This is a genomic window from Polaribacter sp. AHE13PA (genome assembly GCF_019278505.1).
In the GTDB taxonomy this organism is placed as follows: Bacteria; Bacteroidota; Bacteroidia; order Flavobacteriales; family Flavobacteriaceae; genus Polaribacter.
In genome coordinates this window covers 1,869,935-1,893,441 of the sequence record NZ_CP058985.1, presented here as the reverse complement: position 1 = coordinate 1,893,441, position 23,507 = coordinate 1,869,935, and the positions used below count along the sequence as shown (strand labels likewise).

Annotated in this window: 28 protein-coding genes and 1 tRNA gene; 1 reads left to right on the top strand and 28 read right to left on the bottom strand. The window is 27.1% G+C overall.

Features of this window, described 5'->3' with window-relative positions; genetic code table 11:
- Positions 1-9: 9 nt before the first annotated feature.
- The 28 genes from H0I28_RS08285 to H0I28_RS08155 form a co-directional block, all read right to left on the bottom strand.
- Complete coding sequence (locus tag H0I28_RS08285; RefSeq protein ID WP_218754071.1) at positions 10-939, bottom strand: hypothetical protein; 930 nt, start codon at positions 937-939, stop codon at positions 10-12.
- A complete protein-coding gene (locus H0I28_RS08280) occupies positions 939-2,300 on the bottom strand; it encodes a site-specific integrase (RefSeq protein ID WP_218761357.1) in 1,362 nt (453 codons plus the stop codon). The genes H0I28_RS08285 and H0I28_RS08280 overlap by 1 nt, the downstream gene beginning before the upstream one ends.
- A gap of 225 nt (positions 2,301-2,525) precedes the next feature.
- Positions 2,526-3,107, bottom strand: a complete 582-nt coding sequence (locus H0I28_RS08275; RefSeq protein WP_302850278.1) for an IS3 family transposase — start codon at positions 3,105-3,107, stop codon at positions 2,526-2,528.
- Between the two features lie 192 nt (positions 3,108-3,299).
- Positions 3,300-3,578, bottom strand: coding sequence for a hypothetical protein (locus tag H0I28_RS17565; RefSeq protein WP_254712865.1), 279 nt, complete (start codon positions 3,576-3,578; stop codon positions 3,300-3,302).
- A 17-nt stretch (positions 3,579-3,595) separates the two neighbouring features.
- Positions 3,596-3,772, bottom strand: coding sequence for a hypothetical protein (locus H0I28_RS17560; protein WP_254712864.1), 177 nt, complete (start codon positions 3,770-3,772; stop codon positions 3,596-3,598).
- 209 nt (positions 3,773-3,981) lie between these two features.
- Positions 3,982-5,133: an erythromycin esterase family protein gene (locus tag H0I28_RS08265; protein ID WP_218761356.1), complete on the bottom strand. Its 1,152-nt coding sequence runs from the start codon at positions 5,131-5,133 to the stop codon at positions 3,982-3,984.
- A 148-nt stretch (positions 5,134-5,281) separates the two neighbouring features.
- Complete coding sequence (locus H0I28_RS08260) at positions 5,282-5,803, bottom strand: hypothetical protein (protein WP_254712863.1); 522 nt, start codon at positions 5,801-5,803, stop codon at positions 5,282-5,284.
- A 163-nt stretch (positions 5,804-5,966) separates the two neighbouring features.
- On the bottom strand, positions 5,967-6,527 hold the full coding sequence (locus tag H0I28_RS08255; RefSeq protein WP_218761355.1) for a hypothetical protein: 561 nt from the start codon (positions 6,525-6,527) through the stop codon (positions 5,967-5,969).
- Between the two features lie 113 nt (positions 6,528-6,640).
- Complete coding sequence (locus H0I28_RS08250; RefSeq protein ID WP_254712874.1) at positions 6,641-7,477, bottom strand: IS3 family transposase; 837 nt, start codon at positions 7,475-7,477, stop codon at positions 6,641-6,643.
- The gene (locus tag H0I28_RS08245; protein ID WP_218761354.1) at positions 7,474-7,995 is read right to left on the bottom strand and encodes a helix-turn-helix domain-containing protein; all 522 of its coding nucleotides are present in this window, start codon (positions 7,993-7,995) and stop codon (positions 7,474-7,476) included. Before H0I28_RS08245 ends, H0I28_RS08250 begins: the two co-directional genes overlap by 4 nt.
- A 116-nt stretch (positions 7,996-8,111) precedes the next feature.
- Entirely contained in the window at positions 8,112-8,633 is a 522-nt protein-coding gene (locus H0I28_RS08240; protein WP_218761353.1) for a hypothetical protein, read from the bottom strand.
- A 210-nt stretch (positions 8,634-8,843) separates the two neighbouring features.
- A complete protein-coding gene (locus H0I28_RS08235) occupies positions 8,844-9,620 on the bottom strand; it encodes a CPBP family glutamic-type intramembrane protease (protein ID WP_218761352.1) in 777 nt (258 codons plus the stop codon).
- Between the two features lie 169 nt (positions 9,621-9,789).
- Positions 9,790-10,404, bottom strand: a complete 615-nt coding sequence (locus H0I28_RS08230) for a hypothetical protein (protein ID WP_218761351.1) — start codon at positions 10,402-10,404, stop codon at positions 9,790-9,792.
- A 161-nt stretch (positions 10,405-10,565) separates the two neighbouring features.
- A complete protein-coding gene (locus tag H0I28_RS08225) occupies positions 10,566-11,108 on the bottom strand; it encodes a hypothetical protein (protein ID WP_218761350.1) in 543 nt (180 codons plus the stop codon).
- A gap of 232 nt (positions 11,109-11,340) precedes the next feature.
- Positions 11,341-13,083 carry a DUF6119 family protein gene (locus H0I28_RS08220; protein ID WP_218761349.1) on the bottom strand — a complete coding sequence of 581 codons (1,743 nt, stop codon included), beginning with the start codon at positions 13,081-13,083 and terminating at the stop codon, positions 11,341-11,343.
- Positions 13,084-13,245: 162 nt separating this feature from the next.
- Entirely contained in the window at positions 13,246-13,671 is a 426-nt protein-coding gene (locus tag H0I28_RS08215) for a hypothetical protein (RefSeq protein WP_218761348.1), read from the bottom strand.
- Between the two features lie 317 nt (positions 13,672-13,988).
- A complete protein-coding gene (locus tag H0I28_RS08210; RefSeq protein ID WP_254712875.1) occupies positions 13,989-14,837 on the bottom strand; it encodes an IS3 family transposase in 849 nt (282 codons plus the stop codon).
- Positions 14,783-15,241, bottom strand: coding sequence for a helix-turn-helix domain-containing protein (locus tag H0I28_RS08205; protein WP_254712862.1), 459 nt, complete (start codon positions 15,239-15,241; stop codon positions 14,783-14,785). The genes H0I28_RS08210 and H0I28_RS08205 overlap by 55 nt, the downstream gene beginning before the upstream one ends.
- A gap of 206 nt (positions 15,242-15,447) precedes the next feature.
- Entirely contained in the window at positions 15,448-15,990 is a 543-nt protein-coding gene (locus H0I28_RS08200; RefSeq protein ID WP_218761347.1) for a hypothetical protein, read from the bottom strand.
- Between the two features lie 163 nt (positions 15,991-16,153).
- Positions 16,154-16,579 (bottom strand): hypothetical protein, encoded by a 426-nt coding sequence (locus H0I28_RS08195; protein WP_218761346.1) that lies wholly within the window; start codon positions 16,577-16,579, stop codon positions 16,154-16,156.
- Positions 16,566-16,958: a hypothetical protein gene (locus H0I28_RS08190; RefSeq protein WP_218761345.1), complete on the bottom strand. Its 393-nt coding sequence runs from the start codon at positions 16,956-16,958 to the stop codon at positions 16,566-16,568. Before H0I28_RS08190 ends, H0I28_RS08195 begins: the two co-directional genes overlap by 14 nt.
- A 133-nt stretch (positions 16,959-17,091) precedes the next feature.
- Positions 17,092-17,928 (bottom strand): IS3 family transposase, encoded by an 837-nt coding sequence (locus tag H0I28_RS08185; protein ID WP_254712874.1) that lies wholly within the window; start codon positions 17,926-17,928, stop codon positions 17,092-17,094.
- Positions 17,925-18,446 carry a helix-turn-helix domain-containing protein gene (locus H0I28_RS08180; RefSeq protein ID WP_025562376.1) on the bottom strand — a complete coding sequence of 174 codons (522 nt, stop codon included), beginning with the start codon at positions 18,444-18,446 and terminating at the stop codon, positions 17,925-17,927. The genes H0I28_RS08185 and H0I28_RS08180 overlap by 4 nt, the downstream gene beginning before the upstream one ends.
- 115 nt (positions 18,447-18,561) lie before the next feature.
- Positions 18,562-19,068, bottom strand: coding sequence for a hypothetical protein (locus H0I28_RS08175; protein WP_218761344.1), 507 nt, complete (start codon positions 19,066-19,068; stop codon positions 18,562-18,564).
- Between the two features lie 153 nt (positions 19,069-19,221).
- A complete protein-coding gene (locus H0I28_RS08170) occupies positions 19,222-20,337 on the bottom strand; it encodes a tyrosine-type recombinase/integrase (RefSeq protein ID WP_218761343.1) in 1,116 nt (371 codons plus the stop codon).
- 154 nt (positions 20,338-20,491) lie between these two features.
- Positions 20,492-20,695: a hypothetical protein gene (locus tag H0I28_RS17700; RefSeq protein WP_368384470.1), complete on the bottom strand. Its 204-nt coding sequence runs from the start codon at positions 20,693-20,695 to the stop codon at positions 20,492-20,494.
- Between the two features lie 601 nt (positions 20,696-21,296).
- Positions 21,297-22,766 carry a tyrosine-type recombinase/integrase gene (locus H0I28_RS08160; protein ID WP_218761342.1) on the bottom strand — a complete coding sequence of 490 codons (1,470 nt, stop codon included), beginning with the start codon at positions 22,764-22,766 and terminating at the stop codon, positions 21,297-21,299.
- A gap of 51 nt (positions 22,767-22,817) precedes the next feature.
- A tRNA-Met gene (locus H0I28_RS08155) sits at positions 22,818-22,891 on the bottom strand.
- Between the two features lie 108 nt (positions 22,892-22,999).
- On the opposite strand from H0I28_RS08155, the gene H0I28_RS08150 reads away from it, so the two are divergent.
- Positions 23,000-23,383 (top strand): START-like domain-containing protein, encoded by a 384-nt coding sequence (locus tag H0I28_RS08150; protein ID WP_218731032.1) that lies wholly within the window; start codon positions 23,000-23,002, stop codon positions 23,381-23,383.
- The last annotated feature ends 124 nt before the right edge of the window (positions 23,384-23,507 follow it).

Here is a 23,507-nt window from a genome sequence, read left to right as displayed (position 1 = left end):
TTCTGATTATTAAAATTGCCCCCATTCTTTTTCAATTTCTTTTACTCTTTTAAAATGTTTATCCCCTTCAGAACTGTTTAATTTAATTTCTCCAAAAGTAAAGCCAAAGTGACTATTTATAATTTTCCCAAAGGACTCGGCAGATGGTGTTTTTATACTTAGTTTGTTACTAAAAAAATCAAAAAGGCTTACGATAAAAGCTCTATTTATTATGTCTTTTATGGTAATTAGATGCTCTATAAATTCAATTTGTTTTAAAGAATGAAATTCTTCAGGGTATTCTTTATATATTATTTGAGCTATTGTTTTTTTTGTAAAGACATTATCTTCTGTAAAAGAAAAACGTTGGTTTAAATCTATTAAAATTAATAAATCATTTTCAAAATCAAACATTTCAATTAACAATTCATTAGTTTGAAGTAAATCTCTGTTAAAGTAATTTATTTCCCCAATAAGGAAGGCTACAACTAACTCATACTGATATTTTAGTTGGTTTTGGAATAATGCTCTAGCTCTCTTTAATTTATTAAATTCATTTTCCGAGACCATTGTAGGTAGATTGTTAGTCCATTTAGAATAAAGATTTTTGAACTGTATTAAGGCAGCTTCTTTTTTTCTAGCTTCTAAAAAACCAAAGGTTTCATCATCAAAGTTAATGTTAAATAAAATATTTTTACATAAACTATTCTTATATTGATTTAATAAAAAGTCATAAACCTCTATAGTAAGTTCATCTGTAAATTTGTAACCAGTATTATTATGATCGTATTTAACTACGTTCTTTCGTTCTCCTAGATTTTCTGTTTTAGTTGATTTTATTATTTCTAATTTATTAGATATAATTATTAAATCATTTTCCTTTAGAAAATTTTCTAATTGTATAATTTTATTCAAAGAGTTTAGTTCTTTTGGAATAATTCCAAAATATTTACTTTCCATTACTTTAATAATTTTGAATAATCTTCAGGCAATACGGCATCAATATCTCGTAGATACAATTCTAGTGCATCCATTGTTGCGTGGCCTGTAATTAATTTTAATTTACTTTTTACTTCAAAAGGAGTTGCTGTTTTTGCCATTTCTTTATACAACTTCGTTATAAAGGTATGTCTAAAACTATATAAACCATAATCTTTACCTAAACCAAAATGGTCTTTTACTTTTTTAAACTGTTTGGTAAAATAATCTCTTTTATTGTTTTCTTTTGTTTCCCATTCGCCACCAATGTCATTTGGAGTAAATAAAAAATCGCTTTTATTTAATTTAGATAGATCTGGTAATTGCTTAATTAATATATCAGGAATGATTTTAATTTTTACAGGCTTGTTTTTGGCTCTCACATAAATCTTTTTATCTATTAAATCGATATCACCAATTTTTAATCGACAAACTTCAACAGGTCTAAGAAAATTATAAGATATAAATTGAACAAAAAGATATAATACTGCATCATGTTTTTCTAAATATTTAAAAATATCTTTCTGCTCAGTTGTAGTATAGGTTTTATTTCTTTCTGGTACAGATTTTAAAACATTAATTTTCTTAACAAAATTATTTTCAATGATTTCATTGTCTTCTAACGTTTGAAATAAGGAACTAATGTCAGTACGTGTATTGTTTCTGTTTCTAGGACTTGTTGCTTGTAATACAGTGTTCAGATATTGTATTACAAGTTTCTTATTTATAATTGAAATATCTTCTTTAAGATTATAACCTTCTTCATTGAGCCATTTTTTAAATCGTTCAATTCTATTTTTAAAATTTTTATAAGAAATTCCACTTAGAACTTTAGATTTGGTATTTAATGCTAAGTCAAAAGAAGTGTTAATAGGGTAGAGGATTGGTGTTTCTTGTACAGCCTTTTTTTCAAGATACACAGGAGTTTCCTTTTGTGTTGGTGTATTCTTGATTTTGTCTTCTTCGGGAGATAGAAGATTTTCGATAAATTCAGCTAAGGAACTATTGTCTTCATAAGGATTGAAGCCTTTTGATAAAACATATTCTAAACTTTCCTTTAATTGAGTTAAGATGTGTATTCTACTTCTTTTATCTTTATAAAGGTTGACTCCAGCTTTTATATTAGTCTGCCTTTTTAGTTTTCCTGTAATTGGATCTCTAAATGAATAATAGACGTACCAACTTTTGGATAATGCTTCTTTTTTATCTTTTTTTGACAGTTTAGACCAGTCTCCAATAATAACTCCACCTGTGAAGATTTTTGGCTCTGAATAATTCAATTTCATAGTGGAATCGTGTACTTTATCGTGTACTCTTTGTAAAAGTAAGAAAAATGTAGACATAAAAAAACGAATTGTGAGACACAATTCGTTGATTTAATTAACATTAAGTTTGTAGCGAGAACGGGATTTGAACCCGTGACCTCAGGGTTATGAATTCGAGTTAAAATGCTTATAACGTAATAAATAACCTTTTTTATTTGTAAATCGTGTTCAAAAACGTGTTCAGTTTAGACCAGATTATTAGTATAAATTTCTGTATGCAATTTACTAATTTTACTATATGTTTTACATACTTTTAAAAGATAAATTTTTATACATCTTAAGTTTACATTTTATATTCGGATTTAAGTGTACTTCTGCAGGTTTTCTTAAACCTAGGCTAAAATGTGTTCTTAAATTATTGTAAATGTATACTGCTTGTTTTGTTATTTCTTGGGCAATATCTGTGTTTTTAAGAATTTGTTTTAATCCGTATTCGTATTTTAAAGTTCTATTAATTCGTTCTGCAATAGCGTTTTCGTAAGGATTATATTTTTCAGTCATACTCATTGTAATTCCGTTATTTTCTGCAAATTCCGTGTACTTAGGGTTACAATATTGAAAACCTATATCTGAATGATGAATGAGATTTTTAGTTGGATATTTTCTATTTTTAATAGCCATAGCCAGCACATCTGTACAAAGTGATGTTCTCATATGATTATCAAGTTTGTATCCCATAATTTGCTTCGAATAGGCATCTGTAACAAAGGCTAAATAATTGTGCCCTTTTTCAGTTTTAATATATGTGATATCGCTTACCCAAAGTTGTTCAGGTCGAGTAGGAACGTGGTTTTTTACAAGGTTCCTATATTTTCTAAAAAAAATGTTTAGAATTTGTTGTCGTTACATAGTTTTTCCTTTTGGCTATCAATAAATTATAGTGTCTTAAAAAGCGATAAAACTTATTTCTACCGATATTAATATTCTGGTGTACCATTTCGTTTTTCAATTCAGAATAGAGTTTAATACCACCAGTTTTTGAACCTACTTTTTTACGATATTGTAATACCATTTTAATTAATATTCTATCGTTTGTTTTTTTGTTTTCGAAGGATTTGATTCTTTTGTAGAATGCTTGTGTAGAGATCCCAAAACACTGATAGAGCCATTTTTTTTTTTAATGTTTTTCTTTTTTAGTTCTATCTCTTTTGCTAATGTTTCGGGCAATGACTTTTTTGACATATCGACTCCTGTAATGATTTCCATATCCGCTATAATATCCTGCTGGAAGTCCTTTACAAACTCAAGTTCTTCAATACGTTCTTTTAATTTTTTTATTTCATCTAGTTTACTCATACCTTTATTTTGTTGAGCTAAAGTACTATATTTTCTAATCCAGTATGAAATAGTAGTTCTAGGAACATCATATTTTTGGAAGCAAAGTTTCTGGAAATCTGTCCATTCTGAATTTGGTCAACGACGAATAATTTGAGTTCTAAAGTTGCTTTTTCGTACGTTTTTTTTCGCCAGGGTTGTTTTTGTGTTTTCATAAGTGACTATAATTAAGTGTTTAATTTTTAGTCAACCTATTTCAGGAAAGTACATTTTTTTAATTTGGGCTAACGTTGTTGTGTAAGATTAGTTGCGTGTTTTAAGTACTAAAGTTAGAAAATAAAACACGAACCAAGAAAGTCCCAAAGGACTTTCGTAAATTGGCTAAAACCAGCAATTAATTTTACACGGTGTTGGCAACTGTAATTTATTTTTCATATTTTACTTCTTCTCCAAATGCTATAAAAACAAGAGCGTCAAAATGATTCAGTAGTTCTGTTTTGTTATTTGGTAAATTGAAAATATACATATCATTAAAAATTTTATTTTTTAATTCAATATTTTTTGATAATATTTTTTTCGAATCAAGAAAATAATTGCTTTCAAGAGAAGGCAAAAGAGACAAAACATTATTTCTTTTTTTTCCAGCTTTTGTAATGTTTTTTTCCGTTCTTTCGGTTAATCTTATTGAACCGAAAGCAATATGATAAGAATTATTCGGGTTTAGTTCTCTAAATTGATATCCCATAGTTTCTCCTTTCATTAACTCACTGTTAGATTTTGACATATGTCCATTAGCAAGCCAAATAATAAATTTTTTGCTTGGATTAGTTTTAACTAAAAAGTCAAGATTTTCAGCCATTTGTTTATCTCTTATTGGAATTCTATTCTTATCAGAGTTGTTATCTTTTATAGTATAAAGTTTAATAGCACTTTCAATACTTTTTAAAATTTGATTCCAAACCTTGTTTGATTTAATTATTTCATTTGCTTGAAGTTCTATGATATATTTTTTTAAATAGTCAACCTCTTTTTGAGATAACTCCTTTCTGCTATTGTACTGATTCTTGATAATTAATTTAATAAGTCTTGTAAATTCTGTTTCTAATTCAATTCCTACTTCTTTAAGAATTTCTGATAGTTTTCTTGTAAAATTTAGATATGAATATCTGGAATATAATTTGTTATCAAATCCCCAAATTGTGACGTTATTTTCTTTAAGAAATTTGAAAAGTTCTTCACATTGATTTGATTTACTCCAATATGTATATAAATTTCGTTTATCGTGCTCAAATAATAAAGCAAAAAAATCACTTTCAAAAACGATGTCTTTGTAATTGTGTTCAATTACCAAATATTTTATGAATTCAGTTTTAGCAAGGAAATCTGAACCACTATAATGTACAGACTCACCAAGAAAGACGGTTTGTTTTTTACTAATATTAGTGTCAATAATTTTTTTAACTTTTTCTGTCAAAAGATTGTCTATTGAATTCAATTCGTAAATATCTTTATTGATTTGAGAAAAGATAATTTGAAAAGAAAAAAATAATATTGATAGTAAAAGTGTCTTTTTCATTATAGTTGCCAACGTTGTTGTGTTAAGGAAAGTTGCGTTTAAAGTGAACGGCTATTTTCCGCAGGAAAATAGGAGTTTACAAAAATGCGACTAATTTTGATTAAGCTAAAATTAAGCAATTTTTTTTACACGGTGTTGTGCAACGTATTTATATTCGTTTTGTAATCCAATTCGAAATTTTTTCAATTCGGAATATTAAAATTAAGCCTATTATTGTTCTTAAAATGTATTTTGATAAGCTAAAATCAGGAACATGAGCGTTTTCATTCCCATTCAGTTTTGAAATTAGTTCAACACAATATTTTATAAAATCAGGCAATAAATAAATTGAATTAGCTAACCAAACAATTCCCACAGTAATTAAAATAACTTTCGATAATGACTTGGAATTTAATTCTGTACTTATTTCTTTATCTGTTCTTATTAGTTTTTTAGAAATCCATTCTGCCTTTATGAATAGATACAGTGATACAATAATATTAGCAAAAATAAGAAATGTTCCTGTGTAGTATAACTTTTCTAATGGTTCGTTTAATGAATCTTTAGATACTCCTATTGCAGTAGTAAGATAAATTGAAAGAAAGTAAGAACCAAATTGGTCAAAAATTTTAATAAATAAAAATATTCCAGCTATTCTTATTGCTAGAGCTGTTAAAATTCGATTTGTCATTAATTTTCAGTTTTTTCAGATATGTTGCACAACGTTGTTGTATAAGCATTGTTGCGTTGTTTAAGCAATGAATTTACTAAATAAAACACGAACGGCGAAATTCCGAAGGAATTTCCCAAGTGAGCTACAACTAGCAATAAAGTTTATACGGTGTTACCTGTAGTTATTTTTTCCGATACACTTTTAAATTATATTTAAATTCAGTTCCGTCACTTTCCAAAAATTCAAACACTTTCAAATCCGTTTGAGTGATTTCCGCTATTTCTATTTCGTTTTTCGTAAACTCAATTAAAGAACCAGATTTTTTTAATTGTTCCAAAAGACCAGGCGCAAGTTTGTCAATCGGAACGTTGTATTGTGGTTTGTCAAAGGTCATTATAACGACCTTTTCTTTTGAGTCATATTCCCATTTTCCACTTTCACAATTTTCCGAATTTTCACAACCAATTAGTTCATAAGTTCCATTTTTTTCAATCCGCATACTTGGTCTCCAAACAACTTCATTGGCAGTAATTGTGTCGTTTACAAAATGTTTTATTTCGGTAATAATTTTTCCGTTTTTATCAGTCAATTTTTGAAATTCCCATGTTCCAATAAACAGTTTTTCAATTTGTTCCGAACTTTTCTTCGTTTTTGCGTCGTCAACTAATTCCAAATAAGTTTTAGATGACTGGCAATAAGTCAAAATCGGAAATAATATTATGGCAAGCAGGATGTTTTTCATAATTACAGGTAACGTTGTTGTATATGGTTTGTTGCGTGGTTTAGCACGTAATTTAGTAAATAATTACAGACCAAGAAAGTGAAGTGCACCCAAATGTTTAGACAAATTTATAATTAATTTTGATAATAATTAGCTCGATATTCAATCGGGCTCATTCCCTTTAAATTTTGTTTAATTCTCTCATTATTATAATATTTTATATACACTTTAATCTCTTTTTTTAATTGAGATATCGACTTGTATTTATTTATATAAAACAATTCAGATTTTAGAATACCGAAGAAATTTTCTATCACAGCGTTATCTAAACAATTTCCTTTACGAGACATACTCTGAGTAATTCCTTTTTCTGTTAATAATCTTCGATACTGTTTCATTTGATACTGCCATCCTTGATCTGAATGTAATATTAAATTTGTTTGATCTGGTATTTTCTTAAAAGACTTTTTCAGCATAATAGCTACTTGTTTAAAATCAGGTTTTTCAGATAATTGATAATTTATTATTTCTCTATTAAAGAGATCAATTATTGGAGATAGATATAGTTTTTTTCCTAAAACTTTAAATTCTGTAATATCGGTAGCCCATTTTTTATTTGGCCTAATAGCTTTAAAATTTCGTTGTAATATATTAGGAGCTGTTTCCCCTATTTGCCCTTTATAAGACTTGTATCTTTTAGTTCTGACTAAACTTTTTAAACCTAATTCACGCATTAACTTGAGTACTGTTTTATGATTTATTAGAGTTCCTGTTTTGTTGATTTCTAAAGAGATTCTTCTATAACCATATCTTCCTTTGTGACGATGATATATTTGATGAATCAATAGTTTTATCTCTTTATATTTATCAACTATAAGACTTCTTTTATGATGATAATAATAACTACTTCTTGCCATGTTCATATGATATAATAAAATATCTAAATCATACTTATGCCTTAATTCTGTTATGGCTTTTGCTTTTTGTTTTGCTCTTGTTGAATTAAGGCATGTAACTTTTTTAGCAAGTCCAGTTCTGCACGTAATGATTCATTTTCTAATAAAAGTTCCTCTTCTCTTGTTAAAGGTTTATTAGACTTTTTTTTAGCCCTCTTAAATTGCATAGATTTTGGTTTACCTCTAGGTTTAATGTTTAAGCCTATAATACCCTCTTTTTTATAATTACGTTGCCACTTCATAATTACAGATTTTGTAGGAATATTAAATTCTAAACAAGCTTGACTGAAAGATAATGAATCTTTGTCAATAGCTTTTAAAACTTTAAGTTTAAAAGGAATGCTATACACTTTTGTTTTTCTTGGTAATAGTGCTTTTTTACCATATTTTTCATAAAATCGAATCCAATCATGAAGGGTTGTATGATGACAACCATATAACTTAGACACATCTTCAACTGTTTGGTTATTTTTTAAAACTTGCTTTACACATCGAAGTTTAAATGCGTAATCATACTTGACTTTTCTTCCCATAATAATACCCTCAAATAGTGTCTAACTTTTTGGGAGCAGTTCAAAATCCGCGAGGATTTTCGTAAGTAGGCTAGAACTAGCAATAAATTATATACGGTGTTAGCCATAGTTTTTTTCTAAAATTCAGTTCGAGAGTTTCTATCTTTCATAAAATCAAATTTTTCATAAAACTCTGGACTATTTAAAATTTTTTTAAGGTCATTTTTTGAGTTTTTATTTCTTAAAAGTATTTCAAAATCATATTTTTTTTCTGACTTTTCCGTTATTCTCAAGTAGTTTTTGTTTCCGAAAATTGAGTGAGTTGACCAACTTCCATAATCCATATATTTCAAATAAATATTTTCAAGTTCGTTCAGTGGAATATTTTTATTATCATCATCCACGTTAAATTCAATTCTGTCAGTTGAGATTTTTAATTTTCCGATTTTTTTTGGTTTTATAAAAGATTGTCCAAATAAAAAATAAATTCCAGATAGGTAAATTCCAAGTGCTAAATACTTTAAATAGATGTTTTGATTCTCTTTATCATACATAAAAATATAAAATCCTGAAATCATATAAAGAATGATAAATACAATCATAAAGATTTTATTGAATTCCTTTGTTTTTACTATTTCAGTTTCAAATTCTGCTGTCATTTTTATTTAATTATGGCTAACGTTGATGTGTATGATTTGTTGCGTGTTTTAAGCAGTGAAGTTACTAAATAAAACACGAACTAAGAAAGTCACAAAGGACTTTCGTAAATTGGCTAAAACCAGCAATAAATTATACACGGTGTTGGCTTTAGTGCTTTTTCATTTCGTGATTTTTATTATTTAAATTTAATTTATTAGTTTAATAGAGCATTATTTTTTCAGTAAGGTTATTAGTTCTGGTAATCCAAATAGTATTCCTAAAACAACTAAATGGAGAGTCATTGAATATATTAATCCAAGTCTAATTCTAACATAGCTAAAGGTTAGTCCGTAAACTAAAAAAGGTAAAAGAATTAATGGTGCAAATATTAGATTGTCTTTGTCGAAATTAGTTGTCATAAAGTGGAATAACGCAAAAAGTATTGCTGAAGAGTAAAAAATTAATCCAATATTATTATTCCAAAATTTCTCTATTCTAATTAGTTGATTCTTGATTCTCCATAATACTAATCCAATAATTGCACTAATTATAATAATATAAATGTATGATGAGACTGCAAGTAATAAATATGATTTAGGTTTCCAAAAGTGAAAATTCATAAAGTGTTTAATCAAAACACCTAAAATTAAAGATATTGAAATGATAAAATAATTTAGTTTAAATTTTGTTAGAAATAATCTAAATGCTGTTTCTTCAAACAAAGGTATTAACAAAATGGATGTAAATATATAATATGGTTTAAATTCACTTTTACTTTCCCTCATTGTGTCTAAAAATACATTAACTTTATTTGTAGTTTCAGATACAAAACTTAATTCTTTCAGAATTTGAAAAGGTAAGTTTGCTATAATTAGTCCAATATAAGTAAGAATTAAAATTTTAAATAGAATAATTACTTTCGTTTTTATTGATACATCTTGAAGTTTGTCAAAATTTGGTTTTTTCAGAAATCTAAACAAATCTTTTCTAATCGATGTTTTTTTCATTTTTATGTGATTTCTTTCGCATTAAAGCCAACGTGTTTGTGTAATGAAAGTTGCGATTTTTGTGAACGGCTATTTTCCGTAGGAAAATTGAAGTGAGCAAAAATGCAACAGCTTTTAGTTAAGCACTAATTTAGCAATTTTTACTACACGGTGTTGTGTGCAGTACTTTTTATTTCTTCAATTCCTCAAGTATGGTTTTTGTTCGTTCTTTTTTTATTTTTTCTGCATAAAATAAAATCACAAAATCATAACGTTTTATTAAATCAGTTTTTGCTATTCCAGATGAGCAATCCAACCAGCCTTTAGATTTATTTCCATAATAAAATAATATTTCTTCTTTTTTAGTCAAGTCCGTTGGAATATTAATTTTTGAATTAAAACTACCTGTCACAATTTTAGATATGTCAATTTTTTCAACTGGTTTTATGCCAGGAAGTGTCTGTCTCATTGTTAGAATATCATTTTTTTCAAAGAAATAGAACCGATGAAAAATAGTGGTGTCTTGTCTAGCAATGTGATGGTTAAATTTTATTTCATTATCAATTTGAAAATCCTCTATAAGATGTTTTTTAACTGTCAATTTTTCATTCTCAAATATTTCGTAACTTATTGATATATACTCTCCTTTTTTAAGGTCAAAAGGATATTTGAATATGTGAATACCTTGTCCTTCAAAAACACTTTTCAGGTCTTCAGAGTCAATATCATAATCGTTATTTTCTCCTTGTCCGAAAAGAGAAATATTCATTAGTATTAAGAATGTAATAAATAGTATTTTTTTCATAGTATCGGTTTTTTCGTATTGCACACAACGTTGTTGTATAAGCTTTGTTGCGTAGTTTAAGGAATGAATTTACTAAATAAAACACGAACGGAGAAATTCCGAAGGAATTTCCCAAGTGAGCTAAAACTAGCAATAAAGTTTATACGGTGTTGTAAGTAGGCTTACTTTTCGAATTTACTATAAATGCTTTTCGTTATTCTGAATATTTTTTCGTTTTCTAATTCTATTGTTCCTTTTCCGCTTAAATTTTTTCCATTTTCTCCAATTATTTTCTTAACATTTTCGTCTCTTTCAAAAATTGGATTGTAAAAAACTGAAATTTCTAATGAATCTTTTATAAATTTAAAATCTATTTCGGTTAATTCCTTATTTGGGAATTCGTTTCTTTTATCATCTTCTCGATGTTCATTATAGTATTTAATCCATTCTTTGTCATTAACTTCAAAAGAAAATTCAATTTCTCCGTTTTTTACAGGAAACTCCCTTGAGAAAAAATGTGTTCCGCCATAAATATTTGGGTTGTTTTTTCGTTGATATAATCTCTCAACTGTAATTGAAAAAATAGTATTTTCAGGAAAATTCGTTTTTATAATTGTTTTAAATTTCTTTTCAGATATTTTTTTCGGAGTTATATTTATTTTAAAATCTTTCTTACAGGATGTTATTAATAAAATCAAAATTAAATAAATTCCGATGTTTTTCATATTTCGATTGTTTTTCAGCTTACTTACAACGGTTTTGGCTAGGATTAGTGCGGGTGAAAATCGCCAAGATTTTCAGACACGTACTAAGCCGAAGCCTTTTTTTTGGTTTTAATTTTCTTATTACAAAGCCAAATCAAAAAGGATTTGGCGACTTAGTAAATATACACAAAACTTTGAGTAAGAAACAAAACCCGTATTAATTTTAGCCGGTGTTAGCTGTAGTTAATTCAGTTTATTCAAAACAATTTTGATTATTTATAATTTCTATATTTAAATCATAATAATCGGTTCTCATTTCTGTATAGCATTGTATCAATGAGAGTTTAGCAATATTTGATTTATATGAATTTATGTTTTCTATTAAAGGTCTGTTTTTCAAATGTCCTGTTATAGACATAACATACTTTATGCTATTATTTTTAAAAAGATTAATAAATTCATCTTGGCTAAGATTATTATTTCTCTCCTTATTAACTAAACCATTATAAATACTTTTCAAATATTCATTGTTTTCATCTTTCAAATCGTTTTTAAGTCTTCTAGCAGATGATATTATTTGGCTATATAATTCACGTAATTCAGTGCTAAAGCCATATTTCACATGACATAGGTATAAGACTCCTTCTTTTATATGAATTATATCTGCTAATTCAATTGAGTCAATTATTATTTTGTCTAGGACTAAATAATTTGGTTTTAGGTATTTGTCATTATAGACATCTTCTCTTGAACGTTTTCTACGTTCTCCCATATCCCAAGTTTCATTTAAAATTTCATTATTTAAGCCACTTATATTAAATATTTCTAAACATCTTGTATTCATTTCATTAATAAAATTCTCACGTAACTTATACCATTTTGAATCTAGGTATATGAATGTTCCTAAATGTGGTATGATAAGCTCTGTGTTAAGATGATAGATTAGTGCAGTATTAAGAATTGGTGTATTATTCTCGTTTTTAAACGTTCTTATATACATGTTGTAGATTTTATTACTAAAATCATTTAAGTTATTATCAAAACCATTTTCATTTAAATAATTGAGAATAATTTTTAAAATTTCACTTTTATTTGTAGTTCTATCTATAGTTATATATTTTCTAGCTTCTTTTTTTAGCTTTATTTCGTATTCATCGGCACTATAAAAATCTTCAATTTTATTGGGATAACAAATGTCAAAAAGAGAAATTTCATTGTTTAATATACCTGCTCGTTTGTTAAATAATTCATTAATTAATGCAGGTTTTAGAGAAGTTGAAATCTGTCTTGCATCTGTAATTTCCTTGTAGGAACTAAAAAAATCATTTGGAGGAAGTTGTTCTATGTGAATTAATATTGAAATTAATAACTCTAATTCTGTATAGTTTAGTTTTTTATTAATATTAAATCCACTAGATATATTAAGTATAATATATGGAGATCTATTGTTTATAAATTCACTAAAATATAAGTCTACAGTTTCATTAGCTAGTTTAATTTTTAATTCGGTTGGAATTTTACCGAATTTAATATAATCCATTATTCTGTAATTGTCTTTGAATTGTTCAGACATTCCAGCTCTCATTCCTGTCACACCTCTAGTCTTAATTGTAATGATTTCATCTCTTGTGGGATTCATTATTCTAGAGTATGTGTTTAATCCAAATGAAGTATCTAAATATGGAATTACATATTTATAAAAACCTCCACCAACTATAGCATATATTCCATTTATGGTGTTTATTAAAAATAATAAAGAAGGCATTTTGTATGTTAATGTAAGTCCCTCAACAAATTCCTCAGGAAAAAATGTAGCCCATTCAGATGATTTTTCATCGGATTCAATTACGATTAATTTTCCTTCATAGTCTTCAAATTCTAAGTCCTTACTTGTGAAAATCTTTCCATTAAAATGTAATTGTTCAGAAATCTTTTGAAAAACATCATCAATTGGATATTGAGGTTTTATTTTGTAGATAGTAGGGTTTTGTTTCATTTTACAAAATTTTTACTCAATTACAGCTAACGTTGTTGTGTATGATTAGTGGCGTTTTTAAGTACCTAATTAAGTAAATAAAAACTGAATAGAAAATCCGCGAGGGTTTTCGTAAGTAGACGAGAACTAGCCATTAATTATACAGGGTGTTGGCAGTAGGCTTTATATTCCATCAACTAAAAATTCATCTTCTGTTTCTGTTTTTAAGCTTTCATTTATTTGTTTTAAGGTTTCAATTGCAACTTCATTTTTGATTATTATTGAAGAATGATTACTAGCAATTATAAGCTCATTAACAATTTCAAAATTTTCTTTAGAGTTGTAAATTTCAGTTTGAGAATCATTTATTTCAACAAGTTCAAACTCATTATCATAATCATAAGTAAAATCAAAAATATCTCCATTTCCTCTTTTTAAATTTACTTCACTTACTAATTTACTTTTTTTACTTGCTAAAAGTTTTAATATAATATTTTTACTATTAAAATAATGTATAATAAATTGGTCTTTAAGTAGAGGAGGGCTGACTATAATTGGCGTAAATGATTTACTCTCTAAGTTGTTGTTTTCACGATAATCCTTAAGCATTTTTGATAATCTTTCTGAATCAAAAGGATGCCCATTATATTCTCCTTGAATTGATTTGAAAATAAGAGAAGTTGTTAAAAACGAAATTTCCTTTCTAGTTTCTATGGCTTTTTTAGATACTCCTTTATAACTTTTATTATACTTTGTTTTTGAATGATTAGTATATTCTTCAAGAATAGATTTTTCAATTACATTTCTAAAAGTTCTGTAGTGTATTATACTGATATAGGTTGACCTTTTTTTAGGTTAATTTATACCGTTCAAAAGATTTTTTTAGCCGTTTAGAAGGCAAAAAATATTTTGAACTAGTTTTGTTTTCAAATTGTTAGTTCAGTCAAATTTACATTATTTCTTCGATATGATTTGTATTTGATGTTTGGATTTAAATGTACTTCAGCTGGTTTTCTTAATTCTAAGCTAAAATGGGTTCTTAAATTGTTGTAAATAAATACTGCTTGTTTTGTTACTTCTTGAGCAATGGCAGTGTTTTTAATGCAATTTCTAAGTCCATATTCATATTTTAAAGTTCTATTAATTCGCTCTGCAATTGCGTTTTCATAAGGATCATATTGTTCTGTCATGCTCATCATTATTCCATTTTCTTCTGCGAATGCTGTGTATTTGGGGTTACAGTATTGAAAACCTCTGTCAGAATGATGTATTAATTTTTTATCAGGGTATTTTCTATTTTTAATAGCCATTTCTAGCGCTTCTGAACAAAGTGATGTCTTCATGTTGTTATCTAATTTATAGCCCATAATTTGCTTAGAATATGCATCTGTAACGATTGCTAGGTAATTGTGTCCATTGTCTGTTTTAATGTATGTTATATCGCTTACCCATAGTTGTTCTGGTCGAGTAGGAACTTGGTCTTTAATTAGGTTTTTATATTTTCTAAATTGATGATTAGAGTTTGTTGTTGTTACATAGTTTTTAAGCCTAGGAACAAGTAAATTGTGAAGCCTTAACACATCGTACAACTTGTCTCTACCTATTTTAATACCTTGTTTTATAAAGTCTTGTTTAAGTTCATCATATAACTTAATTCCGCCAGTTCTCATACCAACTAATTTTCGATATTCCTGTATCATTTCGATGACTTTTTCATCGTTTAGTCGTTTGTTTTCTTGGGTTTTGAGTCTTTTGTAGAAAGCTTGTTTACTAATCCCAAAACACTCATAGAACCATTTTCTTTTAAACGGTTTTTCTTTTTTAGTTCTATCTCTTTCGCTAATGTTTTGGGCAACGACTTTTTTGACAAATCGACTCCAGTAATGATTTCCATGTCAGCAATAATATCTTGTTGAAATTCCTTTACAAACTCCAATTCTTCAATACGTTCCTTTAGTTTTTTAATCTCATCTAATTTACTTATACCTGTATTTTGTTGGACTAAAGTACTATATTTTTTGATCCAATACCCAATTGTAGTTCTAGGAACGTCATATTTTTTGGAAGCAAAGTTTGTGGAAATCTGTCCATTCTGAATTTGGTCAACGACGAATAATTTGAGTTCTAAAGTTGCTTTTTCGTACGTTTTTTTTCGCCAGGGTTGTTTTTGAGCTTTCATAAGTGACTATAATTAAGTGTTTAATTTTTAGTCAACCTATTTCAGGAAAGTACATTTTTTAAATTACACACAACGTTGTTGTATAAGCTTTGTTGCGTAGTTTAAGGAATGAATTTACTAAATAAAACACGAACGGAGAAATTCCGAAGGAATTTCCCAAGTGAGCTAAAACTAGCAATAAAGTTTATACGGTGTTGTAAGTAGGCTTACTTTTCGAATTTACTATAAATGCTTTTCGTTATTCTGAATATTTTTTCGTTTTCTAATTCTATTGTTCCTTTTCCGCTTAAATTTTTTCCATTTTCTCCAATTATTTTCTTAACATTTTCGTCTCTTTCAAAAATTGGATTGTAAAAAACTGAAATTTCTAATGAATCTTTTATAAATTTAAAATCTATTTCGGTTAATTCCTTATTTGGGAATTCGTTTCTTTTATCATCTTCTCGATGTTCATTATAGTATTTAATCCATTCTTTGTCATTAACTTCAAAAGAAAATTCAATTTCTCCGTTTTTTACAGGAAACTCCCTTGAGAAAAAATGTGTTCCGCCATAAATATTTGGGTTGTTTTTTCGTTGATATAATCTCTCAACTGTAATTGAAAAAATAGTATTTTCAGGAAAATTCGTTTTTATAATTGTTTTAAATTTCTTTTTAGATATTTTTTTCGGAGTTATATTTATTTCAAAATCTTTCTTACAGGATGTTATTAATAAAATCAAAATTAAATAAATTCCGATGTTTTTCATATTTCGATTGTTTTTCAGCTTACTTACAAGGTTGTTGTATAAGCTTTGTTGCGTGGTTTAAGCAGTGAATTTAGTAAATAAAACACGAACGGCGAAATTCCGAAGGAATTTCCCAAGTGAGCTAAAACCAGCAATAAAGTTTATACGGTGTTACCTGTAGGCTTTATTTCAACTTTCTACTTGTTATTTTTTCAATTAGATATTTCGTTATTTTTACTAAAATTAAAACGAATGCTGAAAATCCTAAAAACCAAGCAGTATTATAAATTCCGTATTTAAAATCTTTGATAGGAATAAGTCCAGAAAAATGATAACCAAAAACAATAAAGACTAAAATTAATCGAATCAATTTTTTATTTAAACTCGGTTTTGTCAGCATTTCATAAATTCCGATTAGTAAGACAAATATAAAAAGCGTGTCATAATGAATAACTAAATTTATTAGTGAATCAAGTTCAGGATTTGCTTTTCTCCATTCTTGAAGTTCATAATAATCTTTAAGAGAAAAAATCAGTTGAATTATTATTATGACAATTGAAAAAACTGGTTTATATAATTTCAAATTATATTGATTTTTATAATTTTTCAACTCTTTTGAATTTTGCTCCTTTTTTAAATTTATTTTTTTTCCAAGGATAATAATAAGTAATACATTTTTCAGTTATCTTATATTTTCCAACTTCAAAAGTTTGATTGAAAGGTCTAAATAAATAATAATCTCCTATTTTTCGGAATTTTCCTTTTGTTTCTTCTGGTTTATAAGTTCTATATTTCTTTCTTTGAGATTTCTCATCTAATCTATAATTCAGGTGAATATATGTCGAATCAGAGCTAATTATTATTTCCTGAATTGCATATTTTTTCTCTATTTCAAAAGTTTTACTTTCAATTTTGTATGTACGAATTGAATCTTGTCCATTTATATCAAAATTAATTAGAATTAATAATATAAGAAGATTGAATTTCATTCAGTTCGAGATTTTTTTTAGCTTACAGGTAACGTTGTTGTGTATGATTAGTTGCGTGTTTTAAGCACTAAAGTTAGTAAATAAAACACAGATAGAAAGTGAAGTGCACCCAAATGTTTAGACAAATTTATAATTAATTTTGATAATAATTAGCTCGATATTCAATCGGGCTCATTCCCTTTAAATTTTGTTTAATTCTCTCATTATTATAATATTTTATATACACTTTAATCTCTTTTTTTAATTGAGATATCGACTTGTATTTATTTATATAAAACAATTCAGATTTTAGAATACCGAAGAAATTTTCTATCACAGCGTTATCTAAACAATTTCCTTTACGAGACATACTCTGAGTAATTCCTTTTTCTGTTAATAATCTTCGATACTGTTTCATTTGATACTGCCATCCTTGATCTGAATGTAATATTAAATTTGTTTGATCTGGTATTTTCTTAAAAGACTTTTTCAGCATAATAGCTACTTGTTTAAAATCAGGTTTTTCAGATAATTGATAATTTATTATTTCTCTATTAAAGAGATCAATTATTGGAGATAGATATAGTTTTTTTCCTAAAACTTTAAATTCTGTAATATCGGTAGCCCATTTTTTATTTGGCCTAATAGCTTTAAAATTTCGTTGTAATATATTAGGAGCTGTTTCCCCTATTTGCCCTTTATAAGACTTGTATCTTTTAGTTCTGACTAAACTTTTTAAACCTAATTCACGCATTAACTTGAGTACTGTTTTATGATTTATTAGAGTTCCTGTTTTGTTGATTTCTAAAGAGATTCTTCTATAACCATATCTTCCTTTGTGACGATGATATATTTGATGAATCAATAGTTTTATCTCTTTATATTTATCAACTATAAGACTTCTTTTATGATGATAATAATAACTACTTCTTGCCATGTTCATATGATATAATAAAATATCTAAATCATACTTATGCCTTAATTCTGTTATGGCTTTTGCTTTTTGTTTTGCTCTTGTTGAATTAAGGCCTGTAACTTTTTTAGCAAGTCCAGTTCTGCACGTAATGATTCATTTTCTAATAAAAGTTCCTCTTCTCTTGTTAAAGGTTTATTAGACTTTTTTTTAGCCCTCTTAAATTGCATAGATTTTGGTTTACCTCTAGGTTTAATGTTTAAGCCTATAATACCCTCTTTTTTATAATTACGTTGCCACTTCATAATTACAGATTTTGTAGGAATATTAAATTCTAAACAAGCTTGACTGAAAGATAATGAATCTTTGTCAATAGCTTTTAAAACTTTAAGTTTAAAAGGAATGCTATACACTTTTGTTTTTCTTGGTAATAGTGCTTTTTTACCATATTTTTCATAAAATCGAATCCAATCATGAAGGGTTGTATGATGACAACCATATAACTTAGACACATCTTCAACTGTTTGGTTATTTTTTAAAACTTGCTTTACACATCGAAGTTTAAATGCGTAATCATACTTGACTTTTCTTCCCATAATAATACCCTCAAATAGTGTCTAACTTTTTGGGAGCAGTTCAAAGTCCGCGAGGACTTTCGTAAGTAGGCGACAAGCCAGCAATAAATTATATACGGTGTTACCCAACGTTTTTTTATTTCATTTCTATTTTCCAATTTTCAGTATTTAAAAAGCCATCTATTATTTCATAATTAGGTAGTTTCTCAAAGTTTATTTTCAATCTTTTTTCCTCATATTTTCCAAACACAATATTTTCAATCTCAAATTCAAGATTTAAATACTTTATTTTAAAATTTTCGTCAATTATTCCGATTTCGCCAAATTCCGAAACAATGAATTTATCTTTTGTTGGGATTTCAGCTAATTCTCCATATTCTACTTTTTGGTCAAAATATAGGATTTCTTTTTCCTCAATATCTAAAATATAAAGTCCGTCACTTGTTAGAATTCCTGTTTGATTAATTTTTTCCGCAATTGCAATTCTTTTCTGTTCTCCACGAAACATTCCTACCCATTCAAATCCACTTTTTGTTACGAATTTTGTCCAACTCCAAATTTGACTTTTCCAAACTGTATTTAAGTCAAAAATTTTTTCCTCATATTGTCCAGAAGTTGGTTGATTAATAAATTCAGCTTTCAATTTTTCTTTCAGTTTTGAGTTGAGTGGTTAATGTTGGGTAACTTGTTTATATGCTTATGTTATATCAGTATATATCTCTTAATTGGGTTTATATGCTGAAGTTTTATGATTATATTTATACATTGAATATGATTCTTTAAAAGTAATTTATTCCTACAATTCATCAAAAGGATTTTTAATATTTTTAAGACTAGTTTTTGTAACATGAGTATATATCATTGTCGTTTTTGGGCTACTATGACCTAATAATTCTTGTATATACCTAATATCTGTTCCATTTTCTAATAAATGTGTTGCAAAAGAGTGTCTTAAAGTATGTAATGTAACCTTTTTTGTAATTTTAGTATTTATCAATGCTTTTTTTAACACAGCTTGAGCACTGGCACCACTGTATTTATGTCCATTTTGCCCTTCAAAAAGAAAAACTTTAGGTTTATAAGCTAAATAGTACTCTCTAAGAAGTATTAAAAAAGAATACGAGAGCAAAGTATACCTGTCTTTTTTTCCCTTAGCTTGCTTAATATGAATTAACATTCTTTTGCTATCAATATCATCAACTTTTAAATTTAATGCTTCCCCAATTCTGAGTCCACCAGAATAAAGAAGACTTAATAATGTTTTATGCTTTAGATTTGTAAGATTATTAAATATGGCTTTAATTTCTGCAACACTTAAAACTGCTGGTAATTTCTTTTCTTTCTTAGGTCTTTCAATATTTAATAAATTAATTTCTATACCTTTAAAAAAAAGAAATTTTTTGATTCCATTAATGCATTGATTTTGATAGGATACGGATCTGTTTGCTCTAAATATAAAGTCATAGTTAAACTGTTCAATTAATTTTATTGAATAATCTTCATTTTTTTTTAGTAATCCATAACGAAGAAAGTATGCAGTTACTTCCACATAAGTATTAACAGTATTCTCACTTAATCTTTTTTGTTGCAACCACCTTTTAAACTTTTTTAATTCTGAAGTTAAGTCGATAGATAAAGCAGGTAAGACCAATTTGTAGATTTCTTCTGACGGAGGTATAACTTTTTTTTTAAGTTTTTCATAATTAACAAACCATTTTTTTAGTCGAATATGGTTATATAATAAACTCCTATTACTTGAAGAATCTTTAATGTAGAAAGATTTCAAATTTTGGCTCCATTGTACCTCGGGTAATAATTTTAAATGATTTTTTATTTCCTGATCAAAAGGAAAATTAATCATAACAATATTTGAACTCTTATGAATGTTAGGAAGTAAAATAATAGATTTCATAGCTAAATAATTATCTAATGTATTGAAAATAAAATAAATAAGAAGTATGTAGCTTTGTGCTTTAATAGATTTAATTCGTCGATTTTTGATTCGAGTGTAATGTAAAGATATATACAATGTCTTTTTTAGATAATTCAAATATTTTTCTTAATTATCAAATTATACTTCTGTATTTAAATGTATGGTAAGTTGTAAGCAATGATTTGTATTTATTGGGAGTAAAACTATAGTTAGTTACATTATCTCGATTTTTCCAAGAAAAATCATTATCAAAATATGGAGGAGATACTTTAAATGGATTGATAAAATACTTGTAACACAAATCAAGTTTTGTATTACAAACTTGTATTACACTAATGTTATTTGTGATAGGAGTGGAGTTGGATGCTTTGAAAAGTCTTTAGTTTAAATTTTTGTTTTATATAATACTCTTTATTTTCATTAAAAATAATTATGAATTTAAGTATATCTATAGTTGAATTATGCGTTAATTTTACGTATAATTAACGCCTAATATAGGCAATGTAAAATAATTGCACACGATTTTTATACTATTATGGAGTTATAAAAAAGTTGTTAAATAGCGTGAGTTCGAGCTAAGCAATAGTATTATTAGGTAACATATTGGGTATTGTTATAGCAGTTTTTTAGGTAAAAAAGAAAAATTAATCAGGTTTGAGTTCTATTTGACAGTCTACTAAATCAAACAAGTTTTCGTTTAAAAGACTCCGTTTATTTAAAATTTCTTGTGATTCATCTTTATCATCAATAAAAACAATATCCATTTTCTTTCTTGCTAATATCAAAACATCAAACACCCATTCTATTTGTTAGATTTGTACTTGTTCAATTAAGTGTTCGAAATAGAATTTTGGGGAATTGAGTAAAAGAGGGTAAAATACCCTCTTTCTAAACTCCTGATAAATTACATTTACTTTTCTAGTTTCTTTGCTCATTTTTTACTTAAATAATTTTGAGTAATCTTCTGGCAACTCTGCATCAATTTCTCTTAAATATTTTTCCAATGCACTCATTGATTTATGTCCTGTAATCAGCATTAAATTACTCTTAGCTTCAAAAGGAGAAGCATTTTCTCTCAGTTTTCTATATAATTTTGAGATAAAGGTATGTCTAAAACTATAAATTCCATAATCTTCATTCAATTTAAAATGGTCTTTTACAACTTTTCTAAATCTTTTAGAAAAATGATCTCTTCTATTAGTTTCATTTGCATCCCAGAAAGCTCCAATTGTTTCTGGAGTAAATAAAAAGGATTCCTTATCTAACTTTGATAAATCTGGTAATTCATCAAATAAAATACTAGGAATAATTTTTGTTTTTAAAGGGCTATTCTTAGCCTTAAATTGAACGGTTTTAGTTTCTAAATTAATGTCCTTAATTCTTATTCTACAAACCTCAATAGGTCTAATGAAACTATAAGAAACGAATTTTATGAATAGTAATAATAGTTGATCTTGTTTTTCTAAATATTCAAATATATTTTGTTGCTCTTTTAATGTGTAAACCTTATTTCTTTCTGTTTTGGATTTTAATACAGGAATTGATTGAATATAGTTTTCAGCAACCAATTCATTATTTTTTAATACTTGGAAGATACTTCCTAATTCTGTTCTGTAATTATTACGATTTCTTGCGCTTGTTTTTAAAACAATTCCATTAAAATAATCTAATAAATCTTTTCTAGAAATTTCTCTTATATTCTTTTTGGTTGGATGCGTTTCTTCCATCCAAATAATAAAAAGTTTTGCTTTTCTTTTATAATCTTTTAACGTTCCACTACTTACTGCCTTTTCTTTTAAGCTTAGAGCAAAGTCAAAAGCTTTTACAATAGACATTTCTTCTTGATTCTTATTCCCAGTATTTTGTTCTTTTTTGTGAATTTCTTTTTGGTTGTTTTTTATAGGTTTTTTGGTTGTTTTAGATAAGTCTCCCTTTAGAATTACATTTTCTAAAAGTGAAGTAATCATATTTTCATCTAGGGCTTCCTTTACAGCATTTTTTACAGATTCGTTTATTTTTGATGGAGATATTGCTTCTTCTTTAAGAGTTTCTTCTAGTTCTATATCAACAGTGTGATTTTTCAACTGCTCATACAACTCGGAGTTATCTATGAAAGGATTGAAGCCTTGTTTTAGTAAAAACAACAAGTTTTTTCTATAAGAAGACAAGATGCTCATTCTATTCTCTTTGGTTTTGTATTGGTTTACTTTACCATATACATTTGCCATTCGTTCCAATTTCCCTGTTTTTGGATTTCTGAAGGAAAAATAGATGTACCATCGCTTAGATAAATCTCCTTTTGCTGTATAGATTTTTGGGGAAGAAAAAAGGTTTAAAACTTTAGAATCGTGTTCAAAATCGTGTTCAATTTCTGTTGTTAGGGTAAGGTAATGGTAAATTGATTGCATAAAAAAACAGTTTAGAGACCTAAACTGTTGTTTTTTATTGATTTAAAATAGTAGCGAGAACGGGATTTGAACCCGTGACCTCAGGGTTATGAATCCTGCGCTCTAACCAACTGAGCTACCTCGCCATTGTTTTGAGGCTGCAAATATAGTAGAATTTTACAAACTGGCAAGAACTGTTTTAAATTTTTTTTAAAAAGAATTAATAACTATATTGTCAACCTAAGAAAATAATAATGGATAAAATAAAATTCGAACTAGAAATAGCTATTCACGCATCGCCTCACATGTTGTATCAGTACATCTCATCACCTTCTAATTTGCAAGAATGGTTTGCAGATAAAGTAAACTCTAGAGGTAAAGAATATAGCTTTACTTGGGAGGGAGAAGAAGAAATTGCTGAATTGATAACAAAAAAAACAGATGATAGAATCCGTTTTAAGTGGGTAGAGAGTGAAGGAGATGATAGTTATTTTGAAATTAAGATTCAAGTTGATGCATTAACTAAAGATGTTTCTTTAGTTATTACAGATTTTGCTGATGATGAAGATGAAGTAGAGGAGTCTAAACAACTTTGGGAAAATCAAATTGATGAATTAAGACACACTATTGGTGCTTAAGTTTTAGCCTTTATTGGGTAATAGTATTATTCTGTTAAAACTTTGTATTCTTTGTGGTTTAACACATATAATTAAAATATAAAACTCAACATTATTGTTGAGTTTTTTTATGCTAAAATATTTT

Bases quoted from the DNA above. Each gene is read 5' to 3' on its own strand.
- H0I28_RS08190 (WP_218761345.1), bottom strand. From the start codon at position 16,958: ATGAAATTCAATCTTCTTATATTATTAATTCTAATTAATTTTGATATA.
- H0I28_RS08150 (WP_218731032.1), top strand. From the start codon at position 23,000: ATGGATAAAATAAAATTCGAACTAGAAATAGCTATTCACGCATCGCCT.
- H0I28_RS08220 (WP_218761349.1), bottom strand. From the start codon at position 13,083: ATGAAACAAAACCCTACTATCTACAAAATAAAACCTCAATATCCAATT.
- H0I28_RS08240 (WP_218761353.1), bottom strand. From the start codon at position 8,633: ATGACAGCAGAATTTGAAACTGAAATAGTAAAAACAAAGGAATTCAAT.
- H0I28_RS08260 (WP_254712863.1), bottom strand. From the start codon at position 5,803: ATGACAAATCGAATTTTAACAGCTCTAGCAATAAGAATAGCTGGAATA.
- H0I28_RS08200 (WP_218761347.1), bottom strand. From the start codon at position 15,990: ATGAAAAACATCGGAATTTATTTAATTTTGATTTTATTAATAACATCC.
- H0I28_RS08285 (WP_218754071.1), bottom strand. From the start codon at position 939: ATGGAAAGTAAATATTTTGGAATTATTCCAAAAGAACTAAACTCTTTG.
- H0I28_RS08225 (WP_218761350.1), bottom strand. From the start codon at position 11,108: ATGAAAAACATCGGAATTTATTTAATTTTGATTTTATTAATAACATCC.
- H0I28_RS08180 (WP_025562376.1), bottom strand. From the start codon at position 18,446: ATGGGAAGAAAAGTCAAGTATGATTACGCATTTAAACTTCGATGTGTA.
- H0I28_RS08265 (WP_218761356.1), bottom strand. From the start codon at position 5,133: ATGAAAAAGACACTTTTACTATCAATATTATTTTTTTCTTTTCAAATT.
- H0I28_RS08170 (WP_218761343.1), bottom strand. From the start codon at position 20,337: ATGAAATCTATTATTTTACTTCCTAACATTCATAAGAGTTCAAATATT.
- H0I28_RS08255 (WP_218761355.1), bottom strand. From the start codon at position 6,527: ATGAAAAACATCCTGCTTGCCATAATATTATTTCCGATTTTGACTTAT.
- H0I28_RS08235 (WP_218761352.1), bottom strand. From the start codon at position 9,620: ATGAAAAAAACATCGATTAGAAAAGATTTGTTTAGATTTCTGAAAAAA.
- H0I28_RS08205 (WP_254712862.1), bottom strand. From the start codon at position 15,241: ATGAAAGCTCAAAAACAACCCTGGCGAAAAAAAACGTACGAAAAAGCA.
- H0I28_RS08215 (WP_218761348.1), bottom strand. From the start codon at position 13,671: ATGCTTAAGGATTATCGTGAAAACAACAACTTAGAGAGTAAATCATTT.
- H0I28_RS08280 (WP_218761357.1), bottom strand. From the start codon at position 2,300: ATGTCTACATTTTTCTTACTTTTACAAAGAGTACACGATAAAGTACAC.
- H0I28_RS08230 (WP_218761351.1), bottom strand. From the start codon at position 10,404: ATGAAAAAAATACTATTTATTACATTCTTAATACTAATGAATATTTCT.
- H0I28_RS17560 (WP_254712864.1), bottom strand. From the start codon at position 3,772: ATGAAAACACAAAAACAACCCTGGCGAAAAAAAACGTACGAAAAAGCA.
- H0I28_RS17565 (WP_254712865.1), bottom strand. From the start codon at position 3,578: ATGAGTAAACTAGATGAAATAAAAAAATTAAAAGAACGTATTGAAGAA.
- H0I28_RS08160 (WP_218761342.1), bottom strand. From the start codon at position 22,766: ATGCAATCAATTTACCATTACCTTACCCTAACAACAGAAATTGAACAC.
- H0I28_RS08245 (WP_218761354.1), bottom strand. From the start codon at position 7,995: ATGGGAAGAAAAGTCAAGTATGATTACGCATTTAAACTTCGATGTGTA.